The 13,744-nt window shown below is 65.1% G+C and carries 13 protein-coding genes; 5 read left to right on the forward strand and 8 right to left on the reverse strand.

What is annotated here, in order from left to right; all coding sequences use genetic code 11:
* Positions 1-540: 540 nt before the first annotated feature.
* Complete coding sequence (locus AC1D2K_RS00225) at positions 541-777, forward strand: hypothetical protein (protein WP_478085334.1); 237 nt, start codon at positions 541-543, stop codon at positions 775-777.
* On the opposite strand, the gene AC1D2K_RS00230 is transcribed toward AC1D2K_RS00225, so the two are convergent.
* The 3 genes from AC1D2K_RS00230 to AC1D2K_RS00240 all read right to left on the reverse strand — a co-directional run bounded on the left by AC1D2K_RS00230 (position 774) and on the right by AC1D2K_RS00240 (position 3,672).
* A complete protein-coding gene (locus AC1D2K_RS00230) occupies positions 774-1,571 on the reverse strand; it encodes an IclR family transcriptional regulator (RefSeq protein WP_478085335.1) in 798 nt (265 codons plus the stop codon). The two genes, AC1D2K_RS00225 and AC1D2K_RS00230, sit on opposite strands and share 4 nt — an antisense overlap.
* Before the next feature lie 41 nt (positions 1,572-1,612).
* On the reverse strand, positions 1,613-2,674 hold the full coding sequence (locus AC1D2K_RS00235; protein ID WP_478085336.1) for a Gfo/Idh/MocA family protein: 1,062 nt from the start codon (positions 2,672-2,674) through the stop codon (positions 1,613-1,615).
* A gap of 86 nt (positions 2,675-2,760) precedes the next feature.
* Positions 2,761-3,672 carry a helix-turn-helix domain-containing protein gene (locus AC1D2K_RS00240; RefSeq protein ID WP_478085338.1) on the reverse strand — a complete coding sequence of 304 codons (912 nt, stop codon included), beginning with the start codon at positions 3,670-3,672 and terminating at the stop codon, positions 2,761-2,763.
* Positions 3,673-3,779: 107 nt separating this feature from the next.
* Between AC1D2K_RS00240 and AC1D2K_RS00245 the strand changes: the two genes are divergently transcribed.
* The 3 genes from AC1D2K_RS00245 to AC1D2K_RS00255 are packed head-to-tail and all read left to right on the forward strand — an operon-like array spanning position 3,780 to position 6,732.
* Positions 3,780-4,595: an SDR family NAD(P)-dependent oxidoreductase gene (locus AC1D2K_RS00245; protein ID WP_478085339.1), complete on the forward strand. Its 816-nt coding sequence runs from the start codon at positions 3,780-3,782 to the stop codon at positions 4,593-4,595.
* A gap of 23 nt (positions 4,596-4,618) precedes the next feature.
* Positions 4,619-6,388, forward strand: coding sequence for an FAD-dependent oxidoreductase (locus tag AC1D2K_RS00250; protein ID WP_478085340.1), 1,770 nt, complete (start codon positions 4,619-4,621; stop codon positions 6,386-6,388).
* On the forward strand, positions 6,388-6,732 hold the full coding sequence (locus AC1D2K_RS00255) for an NIPSNAP family protein (protein ID WP_478085342.1): 345 nt from the start codon (positions 6,388-6,390) through the stop codon (positions 6,730-6,732). The genes AC1D2K_RS00250 and AC1D2K_RS00255 overlap by 1 nt, the downstream gene beginning before the upstream one ends.
* Here the strand turns inward: AC1D2K_RS00255 and AC1D2K_RS00260 are convergent.
* Genes AC1D2K_RS00260 through AC1D2K_RS00280 form a run of 5 tightly spaced genes read right to left on the reverse strand, consistent with a single transcriptional unit; the run spans position 6,729 to position 12,778 of the window.
* On the reverse strand, positions 6,729-8,312 hold the full coding sequence (locus tag AC1D2K_RS00260; RefSeq protein ID WP_478085343.1) for an acyl CoA:acetate/3-ketoacid CoA transferase: 1,584 nt from the start codon (positions 8,310-8,312) through the stop codon (positions 6,729-6,731). The genes AC1D2K_RS00255 and AC1D2K_RS00260 overlap by 4 nt on opposite strands.
* 5 nt (positions 8,313-8,317) lie before the next feature.
* On the reverse strand, positions 8,318-9,577 hold the full coding sequence (locus tag AC1D2K_RS00265) for an acyl-CoA dehydrogenase family protein (protein WP_478085345.1): 1,260 nt from the start codon (positions 9,575-9,577) through the stop codon (positions 8,318-8,320).
* On the reverse strand, positions 9,523-10,350 hold the full coding sequence (locus tag AC1D2K_RS00270; RefSeq protein WP_478085347.1) for a sugar phosphate isomerase/epimerase family protein: 828 nt from the start codon (positions 10,348-10,350) through the stop codon (positions 9,523-9,525). Before AC1D2K_RS00270 ends, AC1D2K_RS00265 begins: the two co-directional genes overlap by 55 nt.
* 16 nt (positions 10,351-10,366) lie before the next feature.
* The gene (locus AC1D2K_RS00275; protein WP_478085349.1) at positions 10,367-10,993 is read right to left on the reverse strand and encodes an NIPSNAP family protein; all 627 of its coding nucleotides are present in this window, start codon (positions 10,991-10,993) and stop codon (positions 10,367-10,369) included.
* A gap of 9 nt (positions 10,994-11,002) precedes the next feature.
* Positions 11,003-12,778 (reverse strand): FAD-dependent oxidoreductase, encoded by a 1,776-nt coding sequence (locus AC1D2K_RS00280; RefSeq protein ID WP_478085350.1) that lies wholly within the window; start codon positions 12,776-12,778, stop codon positions 11,003-11,005.
* Positions 12,779-12,881: 103 nt separating this feature from the next.
* On the opposite strand from AC1D2K_RS00280, the gene AC1D2K_RS00285 reads away from it, so the two are divergent.
* Positions 12,882-13,670, forward strand: a complete 789-nt coding sequence (locus AC1D2K_RS00285; RefSeq protein ID WP_478085351.1) for a shikimate dehydrogenase family protein — start codon at positions 12,882-12,884, stop codon at positions 13,668-13,670.
* Positions 13,671-13,744: the final 74 nt, after the last annotated feature.

The raw sequence follows: 13,744 nt of genomic DNA on the forward strand, positions 1-13,744 counted from the left end.
GTCAAAGTTGTTGAGCCGCCGGCGTGATCCGTCCCTGCGAACCTGCGCGCGACGGCGGCGCTTGGATTGAATCTGGCCGCGTTCGCTGCGTGAGCAGTTCCTCCGCGCCTCCGAGTGGCCGCGCGATGCGAGCAAGCGCGGCGGATGGGCTCGGAAGAGCAGTGGCTCATGCGGGCATGCGGCAGTGGAGTGGCTTGAGCCGCTGAACAGGTCGCCTCACCTCTATTGATGAGGTCGAGCCTGAGGCGCGCCAGTTTTTTCTATCAATTTTCGGTTCCCGCCCTAGACTTCACGTCGCGGCCGCTACGCCGTGCACATCGGCAGATTCTTTCGGTGCCCTGTCGGCCACAACGGCGATTGGGTTCGAGTCGAGGTAGCAAACGCGGTTTTCCATCGCACAACCTCGACAGCGATGTGGCGGTCTCCGGCGCTGGTAGGGGACGCTGAGGCGCCGCTCTTGACCGAGCGGATTCCCCGATGCCGGGGACCGCCTCCCCGACCGGTCTGGGTAGGTGCTGACCATCGTTCGAGGAGTCTGCCATGCCGATGCCGCTAGAGTTGCTCCAGGCGCTCGCTGATGCCGAACCGCCGATCGACATCGTCAATCCATCAGTCCAACGGGAACTGCGAATCCTCCATGAGGCTGGCCACATCATCTGCAGCTTCCCGCCGCTGGGGACGGCCCGGCCGCAACCCGCCTGCGTCCACATGGTGACGGCGCTCGGTCACAAGGCCCTCAGGTACTTCGGGCCAGGAGCGTCGTGGCGCAAGACTTAGTATCCCGCGCCTGCATGGGCGCGATTGAGCAACGGCGAGGCCGCACTCACGGCCGCAATTTCGTTGGCGGCCTCCGTCAACGCCGGGGCGAGTTCCCGAAGCTTCTTTTCATTCAGGCGGACGGTCGGCCCGGAAATGACCAACACGCCGACTGCGCCCTTGTTGCCCGGCCGGATCGCGACTGCGACGGACGCCAGCCCTTCCACATAGGTCTCGCTCGTGACGGCATAGCCATCCGCTCGGATTCGGCGTAGCGCCTTCATGAGCGCGGCAATGGAAGGGGGGGCGTTGGGACCGAAGCGCTCCGGCTTTCCCAGCCCCTGTTTGGTAACGAGTGCAATTGCATCGTCGTCGCTCAGTGTCGCGAGCCAGCACTGCCCTGAAGACGTACAAGACAGCTGTGCGTCGATCCCCATGTCGGGGTCGTACTTCAAGCCGCTGCGCGCGCCCTGTGAAAGCGCCACCCAGGTCAGGTGATCCACATCCACCACGCCGAGGCGCACCAGTTCGCCGCTGGATTCGGCCAGCCGGTCCAGGATGGGCTGGCACAAATCCACGACACCGGAATACTTCAGGTAGTTGAGGCCGAGAGAAACCAGTTTTGTCGTCAAGACATAGTCTCCGCGCTCTCGCGACTGCCGAACGTATCCTTGCGCTGCAAGTTCCAGGAGCAAGCGATGGGCCGCGCTGCGCGGCATCTCCAGCTCATCGGCCAGGGTGGCGAGGGAAACGCCGTTGACGTCGGCGGCCAGCCGTTCGAGGATACCCAGGGTTCTTTGCAATACGCCGGACATTCGGATCTGCCTTCAGCGGCCTCGAGGCGCGCGTGGGTTGTTTAAATGGCCAAGCTTACCGGTTGTCGGGTCTGCGCCGCCCGAAGCACAGCCTGGATCGCCTGGAGGGTCCGCAACGCGTCGGGCCCCGAGCACACCGGCGTCTCCTGACCTTCCGCTACGGCACGGAAATGGCGCAGTTGTTCGGTGTAGGGGTCGGCGGCGTGGACCGCCGTGCGTTCGTGCGTCAACGGAGCGTGCCAGCCGCGGCTGCCACGGTAGCGCCACACATCGAGCCGCGGCAATGTCAGCGAGCCTTCCGTGCCGGAGATGAAATGCGAGTTCACGTCCTGCTGCGCATAGTGTGATGCTTCTCCGGCGGCCAGATCCCAGTTCCACGGCGAGACTGCCGTGTCCGAAACGCACATCGTGCCGAGCGCCCCGTTGGCGAATCGCAGCGTCACTGCCGCAGTGTCCTCGACCTCGAAGCCGCGCAAGGCGTTGGAGGTGAGCGCCTGGACTTCTGCGATTTCGCCCAGCAGGTAGCGCAGCATGTCGATGTCGTGAATCAGATTGATCAGCACCGGGCCTCCGCCCGGCTGCCGCCGCCAAGCAACGTCGTAGTAGCTGTCGGGCTTGAGCCAGGTCGCCATGGCGTTCACGCTGACCGGGCGGCCCAGCACGCCATCTGCGATGAGCGCCTTGGCCGCACGCATGATCGGATTGTGGCGCCGCTGGTGACCGACCATCAGCGGCACGCCGTGCGCCGTTGCGGCATCGCACAAGCGCTTCGCTTCCTCGGCGTTGTCGGCGACCGGCTTTTCCATCAGGACGGGAAGCCCGCGGGCGATGCAAGCCAGGCCGATTTCGGCATGGGTGGCGTTGGGCGTGGCGACGATCGCGCCCTCGATCGGCGCGCGCGCAAGCATGTCGCGGTAGTCGGCGAACCATGGCACTGCCAGGCGGTCGGCCAGCAGGCGAGCGCCGTCGGTCGGGTCGGCGATGGCGCCTAGCGCGACCGCGTCGTGCCGCGCAAGACGTTCGATGTGCATGCGGCCGATGGCACCCGCTCCGATCACGCCGATGGGGAAGCGGGGATGAGGTTCGCAAGCAGATGAAGACATGTCAGATCCCCGATGCGGGTGTTGGAACAAAGTTCAATATCTGAATAGTATTCCAAAAAACAGGATCGTGCAGCGGCGTCCTCGCTCTACGGCTTGAGCGTTCGCTCCGGGTTGCGCATGGCCTCGGCCGCGCGAGCTCGGAACTCGCGTGGCGTCATTCCGGTTCGCTTCCGGAAGAATCGACTGAAGTAGGCCTCGTCAGCGAAGCCGAGCCCGTCGGCCAACTGGCGGACGCTGCTCGCGGTATAGACGAGTTCCCGCTGGGCCTCGTGGATCAATCGGGCTTGCACCACTTCCAAGCCGGACATGCCCAGTGCGTCGCGGCAGAGACGTGTCAGCTGGCCCGGTGTGACGCCCAGCTGCGATGCGTACGCCTGCATCGGGAGGTGCTCCTTGAAATGCCGGTCGACGAGGGCCCGGAACTTTTCGATCTGCACGGCCTTTCGTGAAGCGAGCCGCACCGGCTCCGTCGCCTGGATCGCCTGCAGTCGTGCGATCTTCACGAGCAGGGCGATCAACAGTGACATGCCCGCCGCCACATGGCCGGTGGCGTGGAAGCGACTCTCGCGCTCGATCGCCAGGAAGAGTGGCATGAGTTCTTCAATGTCGCGTTCGCTTGGCAGAGCGGTGGCGCCTGGCTTGTGGACCGTCTGCAGCAACTCTGGCATGAGTACGCCGGCCAAGGATTCCAGCGGGCGTTGTGCCGCCGTGATCACCGGGCCGTCGACGTCGGGAGAAAAGTGAAATCCATGCACGGTTTGTGCAGGAATCAGAAGAATGCAGGGCGACGCCAGCTGGATCCGTGCCTGATCGAGCAGCACTTCGACCGAGCCCTGCGTCAGGCAAAGGATCTGGATGAATGCATCGTGCGTGTGGGGTCGGATCTCCCAGTTGTAAGGGAGCGAGCGCTCCGGGATCCATTCGAAATCGAAGAAGCTCTGCCAGGCTGGCAGTGCTTGGTCCCCGTAGAGGGAGTAGTTCGGAATGTCCCTCGCCATGTGATTTCCGTCGAAGCCTGCACGAATTGTCCTGACATTTGCTGGATTCGTCAAAACCAGTCAGCGCGGGCATGCCAACAATTTGGTCTTCAAAAAAAGGAGACCTCATGACCCCCAACTCTCGGCCGCACTGGCTCGGCTTGGAAGGACAGGTGTGCGTCGTGACCGGCGCTGCCAGCGGCATCGGCGCTGCCGTCGCCCGCAGCCTGGCGCAGGCAGGCGCAAAGGTCGCGCTGCTCGATCGCGATCTCGCGGGGGCACAGGGCGTGGCCTCGGAACTCGGCGCCTCCGGTCTGGCCGTGCGCTGCGACATCGCGGACGAGGCCAGCGTGGAGGCCGCTGCGCAGCACGTGCGGGCCGAACTCGGCAACTGCCGAGTCCTTGTCAACAACGCCGGCCTGCTGCGCCCGGGGGGGTTGGCGGATGTGAGCCTCGCCGACTGGAACCATGTCCTGTCGGTCAACCTCACGGGCTACCTGCTGTGCGCACGGGCCTTCGCAGAGCCCATGCGAGAGGCCGGGTGCGGCAGCATCGTCAATGTGGCTTCCATCTCGGCCCTCTTTCCGCAGACGGGCAGCGGCGCCTACAGCGCCAGCAAGGCGGGCGTGCTGCTGATGTCGCGCCAGATGGCGGCGGAGTGGGGGCCCGAAGGCGTGCGCAGCAACGCCATATGTCCCGGAATGATCCGAACGGCGCTTTCGGCCGGCTTCTACGAGGAGGCCGGCTTCGAGGCCCGTCGCGCCGCCGTGACCGCCAGTCGCCGGATCGGGGAGCCGCAAGACATCGCCGACGTGGCGCTATTTCTTGCCAGCCCGCGCTCGGCGTACGTGAACRGCGCTGAGCTTTCGGTCGACGGTGGCATGTCCTCCATGTTGATGGACATGGTCCCGCGCCCCGGATTCAACAACGCTGTCGTCAACTGAACCCGCGAACGGAGATCGAGAAAATGTCCCAAGACTTCCAATGCGATCTGATCGTGATCGGCTCCGGCGCGGCCGGCCTTGCCACCGCCATCACGGCGAGAAAGCGCGGCCTCGATGTGGTGGTGCTGGAGAAGGAGCCGGTGTTCGGCGGCACCACCGCACTTTCCGGGGGCGTGCTGTGGATTCCGATGGGCCCGCATGGCCGCAAGCAGAATCCGGCCGACACGCGGGAGGCCGTGCGAACCTACATGATGCAGGAGACGGGCGCGTTCTACGACGAAGCCGCGGTCGAAGCGTTCCTCGACCACGGTCCACGGATGGTCGAGTTCTTCGAACGCGAGACCGACGTGAAGTTCGTGCCGACGCTCTATCCCGACTACCACCCCGATGCCCCGGGCGGTGCAGACATCGGTCGCTCGATCCTGGCGGCCCCCTACGACATCCGCGGCCTTGGCAAGGACATGGCGCGCTTGAAGCCCCCGCTCAAGACCATCACCTTCATGGGCATGATGTTCAACTCCTCGAACGCCGACCTCAAACACTTCTTCCAGGCGACGAAGTCACTGACCTCCTTCCTGTACGTCGCCCGGCGACTCGCAACGCACATGAAGGAATTGCTGCTCTACCGTCGCGGCATCAACGTGACCAGCGGCAATGCGCTGGCGGCACGTCTGGCGAAATCTGCGCTGGATCTGGGCATCCGGATCCTCACGCGCTCACCCGCGAAGCAGGTGCTGCTCGAAGGCGGCAAAGCGGTCGGCGTGCTTGCGACAGGCCCGCAGGGCGACTGCCGGATCACCGCACGCCATGGCGTGGTACTGGCCTGCGGCGGATTTCCGCACGACATCCAACGCATCGCCAAGGCCTATCCACACGTTCAGCGCGGCGCAGAGCACCTGTCGCCTACGCCTGTCGGCAACACCGGCGACGGCCTCGCGATGGCTGAGGCCGCCGGCGGCACGGCCGACATCCGCTTCGCAGACAGCGCGGCTTGGATGCCGGTGTCCCGCGTGGACTATGGCAAAGGCGACATCGGCGTGTTCCCGCACCTGCTGGACCGCTACAAGCCGGGCGTCATCGGCGTGTTGAAGAACGGCAAGCGCTTCACGAATGAATCGAACTCCTACCACGACGTGGGCGCGGCCATGGTGCGCGCCTGCGCCGGGCAGAAGGAAACAGCGATGTGGCTGGTGTGTGACAAGGTGACGCTCGGCAGGTACGGCATCGGCTTCGTCAAGCCTGCGCCCATGCCAATCGGAAAACACCTTCGCAGCGGCTATCTGATCCGAGGGGCGACGCTGTCCGAACTCGCGAGAAACGCCGGCATCGACCCGGCGGGTCTCGAGGCGACGGTGCACGCGTTCAACGTCGGCGCCGTCAAGGGTGAGGACCCGGAGTTCGGCCGCGGCACCACCTCGTTCAACCGCTATCTGGCAGACCCCGAGAACAAGCCGAACCCGTGCGTGGCGCCGGTCGAGAAGGGGCCTTTCTTCGCCGTCAAGCTGATCATGGGAGACCTCGGCACTTTCGACGGCATCAGGACGAGCGTGGTCGGCGAAGTGCTCAAGCGCGACGGCACGCCAATTCCAGGGCTGTATGCCGTCGGTAACGATCGGGCCAGCGTGATGGGCGGAAACTACCCCGGGGCCGGCATCACGCACGGCCCGAACATGACTTTCGGTTTCGTGACCGGCAATCACATTGCCGACAGGGCAGCAGCGCGCAAAGGCGGTGGCCGGACATCTGCAGGCATGGATGCTCGCACCTCAGCGCACAGCGTCGAGGTTGTCTGATGAACGCGATGAACAAGCCGCTCGTCGATCACCGCATCTACACCATCGCGCTGCGCAAGATGCCCGAGTTTCTGGAGGTTTTCGACCGGCTCGCCATGCCGGTTCTGCTGGAGACGCTCGGCCATCCGGTCGGCTTCTACACCGCATGGGTCGGACCGCAGAATCAGTTCGTTCACCTTTGGGGCTATGACGATCTGGCGGACTACGAGCGCCGGTGCCAGGCACGCGACGCGCACCCGGATTTCCCGGCCTACCTGGCGGCGTCGGGCCACCTGATCACCGCCCAGGAAACGCGGCTGATCAAGCGGGTGGATCTCCCCGGCTGGCGGTTGTTGCCCAGCTAGGCTTGCGATGCCAGAAAGTGCTTCGCGGCCATGATCTCGACTTCCTGCGCCATCCTCGGCGTGAACCCCATCTGGTCAAGCACGTCGCGCTGCAGGTCGATGCCCGGCGCAAGCTCGAACAGCTCGATGCCCTGTCGCGTCAACCGAAAGCTGGCGCGCTCGGTCAGGAACAGCACCTGCTGTCCGCGCTGGAGGGCTTGAGGCCCACTGAAGGTGATCTGCTCCACTTGCGCGACGACCTTTCGCACGCTGCCTTGTTGGCGTACCTGCATCCGTCCATCGCCGGTTTCCAGTTTGACGCCCTTGGCCGCGAAGGTGCCGCAGAACACAACCTTGCGCGCGTTCTGCGCGATGTCGATGAATCCTCCGGGGCCGACCGTCAATCCGCCCAGCCGCGATGCATTGACGCTCCCCTGGGCGTCGAACTCTCCGAAGCCCAGGAAGGCGATGTCCAGGCCGCCGCCAGCGTAGAAATCGAACTGCGTGGCCGTGTCGAGCATGGCGCTGGCGTTGCGTGCGTAGCCGAAGAGCACGCCGTCAAGCAGGGTGCCGCCGTAGGTCCCGTGCTCGATCGTCTGGTAGATGCGGCCCATTTCGCCGCGCGAGGCGATCAGTCTGGCCACGGCATCGGGCACGCCGACGCCGTAGTTCACGACCGGTCGAAGCTTTCCGGTGTTGAACAGCTCCAATGCGGCTCGGCGTGCGATGGCCTGGCGTTCGCCGAATGCCTCGGCCGCCGCCTTCTCGGCTTCGTGGTCGCGCCGTTCGCTGGCGAGGCGTTCGGCGCCGGACAGTTCACCGCTGAGGGCGGGGTCGAAGGGTATGTCGTAGCTGGCTCGCTGCTCGGCATCGACCACGATGGCATCGACCCAGGCGGCCGGGATCCGCACCTCACGCGCCTTCAGTGCGCCGTGCGCCAGCCGCTCCTTGACCTGCACGATGACTTTGCCGCCGCTGTTGCGAGCCGCCAGCGCCAGCGATTTGGCATCGAGGTTGGCCGCTTCGTGCTCGAAGCTGATGTTGCCGTCTTCGTCGGCCGCACTGGCGCGTACCAGCGCGACGTGGATCGGAAAGGGCTTGTAGCGCAAGTATTCGCGCCCGTCCACCTGTACCACCTCCGACAGGTCTTCCTTCGCCGATGCGTTCATCCTGCCGCCGCCCTGGCGCGGGTCGCACACGGTGCCCAGGCCGACATGGGTGAACAGGCCGGGGCGGCCGGCGCCGATCTCGCGCATCAGCTGGCTGGAGACGCCGCCCGGCAGGATGTAAGCCTCGATCTTTTCGTCTTCCGCGAGCTTCTGCATCGCGGGCGACCAGACCCAATGTCCGCCGATCACGCGCGCGACCAGTCCTTCGTGCGCAAAGCAGTTCATGCCCTTGGTCTTCTTGTCACCGATGCCCAGCGCGTGGATCAAGGTCAGGCGTCGCGGATGCTGCGTGGCGAGGTACCGGGCCTGGACGGCTTCGAACAGGCAGGTGGCTTCCATCAGGCCTCCGCCGCCGCCCATCAAGCCAACCGTGTCGCCGTCGTGGATCAGCGCTGCGGCCTGCGCAGCCGTCATGAATTTTTCGTTGTTCATGGCATTCACCGGTTCACGTCGAACAGCTGGGCACCCTTGCGCAGGGCGCTCTTGGCGATGACGCCGCGGTGAATCTCGCTGGTGCCGTCGAAGATGCGATAAATGCGCGCGTCGCGGTAGTAGCGTTCGATCGGCAACTCCTTGCAGAATCCCATGCCGCCGAAGACCTGAACCGCTCGATCCACCACACGACCCAGCGTCTCGGCCGCAAGGACCTTGACCATGGCGATCTGTTCTCGTGCATCCAGGCCCTGATCGAGCATCCAGGCGGCGTGGTAGACCATCCACCGCGCGGCGTTGATCTCGATCACGCTGTCCGCAATCATCTGCTGAACCATTTGGAAGTCGCCGATGCGGGTGTTGAATTGCCTGCGATCGTTGGCGTAGCCCACCATCAGTTCGCAGACATGCGTGGCTTTGCCCACCGCGCGAGCGCCAACTTGCGCCAGCCGCACCACGTTGAGAGCGCCCATGGCGAGCTTGAAACCTTGACCGGCTTCGCCGAGCAACGCCTCGTCCTCGAGTGCCACGTTGTCAAAGAAAAGTTCCAGGTGCGGGGTGCCGCGGATGCCCATCATCTTCTGGTCCTTGCCGACGGTGAAGCCGGCCAGGCCCTTGTCGACCATGAACATCGATATCTCCTTCTCGCCGGTCTTCGCCGAGACGAGGAAGAAATCGCTCCATTCGCCATCGCTGATGAAGTGCTTGCTGCCGTTGAGCACCCAGCCGTTGTCGGTCTTCTTCGCGTGGGTCTTGATGCCCGCGGCGTCCGAGCCAGCGCCCGATTCCGTGATGGTGATGGCGCAGGTTCGCTTTCCTTTCACCGAGGGCAGAAGCCATCGCTCCACCTGGGCGCCCTTGCAGTGCAGCAGCGGCTCGTACACATTGCCAAAGGCTCGGCGAATCAGGTAGTCGCTGGTATGCCCGAATTGCTCCTCGCACAGGATGCGGTCGAGGTTGGAGAGGCCGCCTCCGCCCAGTTCGGTGGGCATGTTCAGCGCATACAGGCCGAGTTCCTTTGACTTTTGATGGACGGCTGCAGCCTTGGCGTCGTCAAGACGGCCCTGGTTCTCCAGTTCATCTTCGAGGGGGCGAAGTTCTTCGGCGATGAATCGACGCACCGTGTCGATCATCATTCGTTGCTCGTCGCTGAGGGCGAAGTCCATGGTTGCTTGTCTCTCTGGGTGATGTGTTTCGGGGAGGATGCTGCTCAGTTCTTCGGATCTGTGAACGGGCGGCTGTGAGCCAGGCATTGCCGCGCCCATTCGGTCTGTCCCACTTCGGCCATTCGCTCGAGGTGAACGACTTCTACGCTGATGGGCAGGTCGGCCGGCAAGGCCTGGAAAAGCCCTTGCAAGTCGATGCCGCCCTCGCCGGGCTGCAAGCGCTCGCAGCGTGCGGTATGGATCATTTCTTCGATGGCGAATGGCCTGCCGTGCTGAGCCTGGGTCGGCGCGTCGCAGATTTGCGCGTAGTGCAGCAGCGAGCGCGGAATGGCCCGGATGTCTTCCAGCGTGGTGTCGGAGCGGTCAAAGTGCAATGCGTCGACCAGGATGCCGGCGTTGGCCGGGTTGTCTGCGGCCTGTATGACCCGCAGCGCGGCCTTGACGTTGGGCACCGCTGTCCAGGGCATGAACTCCAGGTCGGCGGTCATGCCGTAGGGACGCATCAATTCGCACAGGCGAGCGTAGCCTTCGCCGAGGCGCGCCTGGTTCGGGTCATCGCCGGCCACCAGCACGGCCTTCGCACACAGTGCCGCGCCGGTTTCCAGCAGCGGAAGGAAGCTTCGAGCTTCGAAGCCTTCGCCGATCCGAATGATCTCGAGGTCGAACACGCCGACGCCCGTATCGCGGAGTACCGAGACGGTTTCGCGCATCTGCTCGGGGCGGTCGATCAGGAATTGCTGCTGCGCGCCGGCTGCATTGGGCAGGAGGCGAAGGCCCACATGTTCATAGCCAAGCTGCGCAGCGAGGCGCACGGCTTGCGGCGGAGAAAGCATGCAGGAGCTGAGGTAGGCCAAGGAATGCACGCGCGACATGATGCGTTTCTCCGGCTTACTTCAACGGCGAGACCACAGTCGGCAACGCGATGATCGAGGTCATTTGCGTCGTCAGGTGCGCAGGTCCGCCTTTGGGCGGCCAGATCCCTTGTGCGACCGCCTCAGCGCGTGCCTTGCTGCGCGCGTCGAGTGTCGGGTAGGCCCAGATGTTGGTGAAACGCAGGGGACCGTCGAGCCCGACCATCGCCACCACGCAGGGCGAAATCTCTTCTCGCGCAGGCAGGTACTGCTGCCACAGATCCAGGGTCGGCTGAACGCCGCCCGGCTTGATGCCGTAAGTGCGTATCTCATACACCGGGCCGCCGATACCCGATTCGCTGGTGGGGCGCACCGGCTTCATCCAGCTGAAGCCCTGGTAGCTGTGCTGCTCCATGCCTTGGAAGATGTCACCGCAGCCGAACGGGCTTGCGTCACGTTGCGTGCGATCGCGTTCGAGCTGCAGCGTGGCCAGATCGTCGAAGCCGCGCATGACGATCATCTGGTTGAGTGGGCCGATGTCGGTCGACCAGCAGGCGAGAAACTCGCCGTGGGCCTGGTTCGCCGCGGCGAAGGCCTGCACGTTGGCTGCCGCCTGTGCGGCAGTGCCCATGGGCAGGGTCATGGTGGTGAGTTCGTAGTACATGGCGGTTCCTCAAAGTTCGGGATCAATGCACGAGTGCTCGTGCTCCCCACGCGAGGGGGCTGCACGGCCTGTGGTTCTGGATGCCGCAGCGTGGTGCGCGGCGATGAAGCCAAAGGTCATGGCTGGGCCGAGCGTGATGCCGCCGCTGGGATAGCGCCCCCCCATCACGCTGTTCATGTCGTTGCCGCCTGCATAGAGCCCAGCGATCGGATTGCCTTGCGCATCCAGCACTTGCGCGTTGGCGTTGACCTGCAGCCCTGCGAAGGTACCGAGGCTGCCCGGAAGGACCTTGACGGCGTAGAACGGCGGCTTCAGGAGCGGGGCCATGCAGGGATTGGGATGGCCGGCAGCCACGTCGCCCTGGATGCGGTTGTAGGGCGTTTCGCCCTTTCGGAAGTCAGCGTCCTGGCCGTCCATCGCTTGCGCGTTGTAGCGCAGCACGGTGGCTCGAAGCATTGGCGCGTCGATGCCGCACACGCCGGCCAGTTCGTCGAGCGTACGGCCGCGCTTCAAGTAGCCATTGCGAAGCAAGCGCCCGCGCGGCATGGGTGCGGGCTTGACGGCGCCAAGCCCGTAGCGGCGAAGGAAGCTGTGGTCGCAGACCAGCCAGGCTTCGACGGGATCGCCGGCGGGAGTGGCGGCCAGCAGGTCGCACATGAAGTCGTGGTACGAATCGGCTTCGTTCGTGAAGCGCCGGCCGGCGCGCGTCACCGCGATCAGCCCGGGTTTGGCTCGCTCGATCAGGTGAGGGAAGTGCGTCACCGTGCCATCGGCCCTCGGCACCAGGGACACTGGCGCCAGCGCCGCGGCGTGCGCCAGATCAGTCGCCACCACGCCGCCCGCCGCTTCGCCCAGGCGCAGGCCATCCCCGGTATTGCCGCGTGACGCAGCCGACCAATGTGCATGGCCGGTTCGGGCATGCGGAAGCAGCACCCTCTTGCGCTGCACATCATGAGGGAAACCTCCGCAAGCCAGCATCACGCCGCGGGTGGCCCAGATGTCGACTTCGCCTGCTGGCGTCGCGATCAAGGCACCGGCCACGCGGCCATCGCGCTTCAACAGCCGAAGCGCCGGGCTTCCGACGCGGATCTCGACACCGGCGTCGAACGCCGAGGCCGCCAGGCCCGCCACCAGGGCATTGCCATTCACGAGGCGCATGCCGCGCCGATGCGCCAGCAGATCGCGCCAGTGGCTCAGCACGCGCCTTGTCACATGACGCAACGAAGCCGGGGATCGCATCGCGTTGAGGAAGTGGCGCAACTCACCGGACGCGATACCCATGCCCCACAAGGTCATTTCCTCCAGCGGCGGCTTGAGTTGTGTGAGGTGGTCGCCAAGCCGCCGTCCGTCGAAGGGAGCGGCGCAGAGCGAGCGGCCGCCGGTCGCGGCGTCGACCGTCCGGCCGTGGAAGTCGGGAACTCCGTTGCCGTCGATGAACTGCAGCGCGGTGCGCGAACTGAAGAATTCGACCATTCGCGGGCCGTTCTCCAGGAAAGCGCGGGCGAGCGACTCGTCGAACCGAGCGCCGAGTTCATGGCGCAGGTAGGACAGCGGTTTGCCGATGTCTTCGTCGATGCCGGCGGCGATTGCCAGCGGATTCCGCGGAATCCACATCCAGCCGCCAGACCAGGCGGTGGTGCCGCCGTACTGCGCCTCCTTCTCCACCACCAGCACCTCGAGCCCGAGGTGCGCCGCTGTCACTGCGGCGGAAAGGCCCCCGGCGCCAGACCCGATCACGAGCAGGTCGCAGTGGTCGACGGATTCTCGATGGGGCGCTGCAGGCATGGCGCGATCCTAACGAAAAAAAGAATTACGTTCAAGACTTGAACACAATTCCATTTTCACCTACGATCAGCCCCAACCGATCCCGTTCGCAGGAAACATCACCATGACTCTCGACGGCGCCACACGCGTCCACTTCATCGTCGGAGACCMGATTGCGCAAGTGAAGTCACCGGCCGCCGTGACGCGGGCCTTTCAAGACCGCGGGCACAACGCCATGGTCGTGCCGGCGCACGCTTCACCTGCCGACCTTGCCGCCTGGCTGGCCGGCGTTTCGCTGTCCAAGAACGTCGACGGCATCATCGTCACGGTGCCGCACAAGTTCGCATGCTTCGACCTGTGCGCCACGTCCTCGGAGCGGGCCGCATTTCTGCAGACCGCGAACACCATGCGCCGCAATGCGAATGGCAGCTGGCATGGCGACATGTTCGATGGCTTGGGTTTCGTCGCCGCCCTGCGCGACAAGGGTTGCGCGCCCGAAGGCAAGAAGGCTTTGCTGGTCGGCGCGGGCGGCGCCGGCTCGGCGATTGCTCACGCACTGGTGATGGCGGGCGTGAGCGCGCTCGCCGTCCACGACGAAGACGCGCAGCGCCGCCACGCGCTGGTGGCGCGGCTGGGCGGCCTGGACAAGTGCCCAGTCCACGAGGGCTCGGCCGATCCGGCCGGCTTCGACATCGTGATCAACGCGACGCCCGTTGGCATGAAGGACACCGATCCACTGCCGCTGGCCACGGACAAGCTTGCCGCCCACACATTCGTGGGCTGCGTCATTACCGCGCCGGCCATCTCGCCACTTATCGCCGCGGCACGCTCCAAGGGCTGTCCCACCCTGACCGGCGCCGACATGTTCGCGAAGGTGAGCGACCTGATGGTCGACTTCCTCCTCGAGGTCTGAAATGGAACTCCCCCCGAAGCGCCTGCGGCGCCTCCCCCCTCAAGGGGGGCGATACCGGCGGCCCGGCAAAGCCG

It is taken from the genome of Variovorax sp. P1_H12_2 (genome assembly GCF_056405335.1).

Bases quoted from the DNA above. Each gene is read 5' to 3' on its own strand.
- AC1D2K_RS00240 (WP_478085338.1), bottom strand. From the start codon at position 3,672: ATGGCGAGGGACATTCCGAACTACTCCCTCTACGGGGACCAAGCACTG.
- AC1D2K_RS00260 (WP_478085343.1), bottom strand. From the start codon at position 8,312: ATGAACAACGAAAAATTCATGACGGCTGCGCAGGCCGCAGCGCTGATC.
- AC1D2K_RS00225 (WP_478085334.1), top strand. From the start codon at position 541: ATGCCGATGCCGCTAGAGTTGCTCCAGGCGCTCGCTGATGCCGAACCG.
- AC1D2K_RS00250 (WP_478085340.1), top strand. From the start codon at position 4,619: ATGTCCCAAGACTTCCAATGCGATCTGATCGTGATCGGCTCCGGCGCG.
- AC1D2K_RS00265 (WP_478085345.1), bottom strand. From the start codon at position 9,577: ATGGGCGCGGCAATGCCTGGCTCACAGCCGCCCGTTCACAGATCCGAA.
- AC1D2K_RS00275 (WP_478085349.1), bottom strand. From the start codon at position 10,993: ATGTACTACGAACTCACCACCATGACCCTGCCCATGGGCACTGCCGCA.
- AC1D2K_RS00255 (WP_478085342.1), top strand. From the start codon at position 6,388: ATGAACGCGATGAACAAGCCGCTCGTCGATCACCGCATCTACACCATC.
- AC1D2K_RS00230 (WP_478085335.1), bottom strand. From the start codon at position 1,571: ATGTCCGGCGTATTGCAAAGAACCCTGGGTATCCTCGAACGGCTGGCC.
- AC1D2K_RS00270 (WP_478085347.1), bottom strand. From the start codon at position 10,350: ATGTCGCGCGTGCATTCCTTGGCCTACCTCAGCTCCTGCATGCTTTCT.
- AC1D2K_RS00235 (WP_478085336.1), bottom strand. From the start codon at position 2,674: ATGTCTTCATCTGCTTGCGAACCTCATCCCCGCTTCCCCATCGGCGTG.
- AC1D2K_RS00280 (WP_478085350.1), bottom strand. From the start codon at position 12,778: ATGCCTGCAGCGCCCCATCGAGAATCCGTCGACCACTGCGACCTGCTC.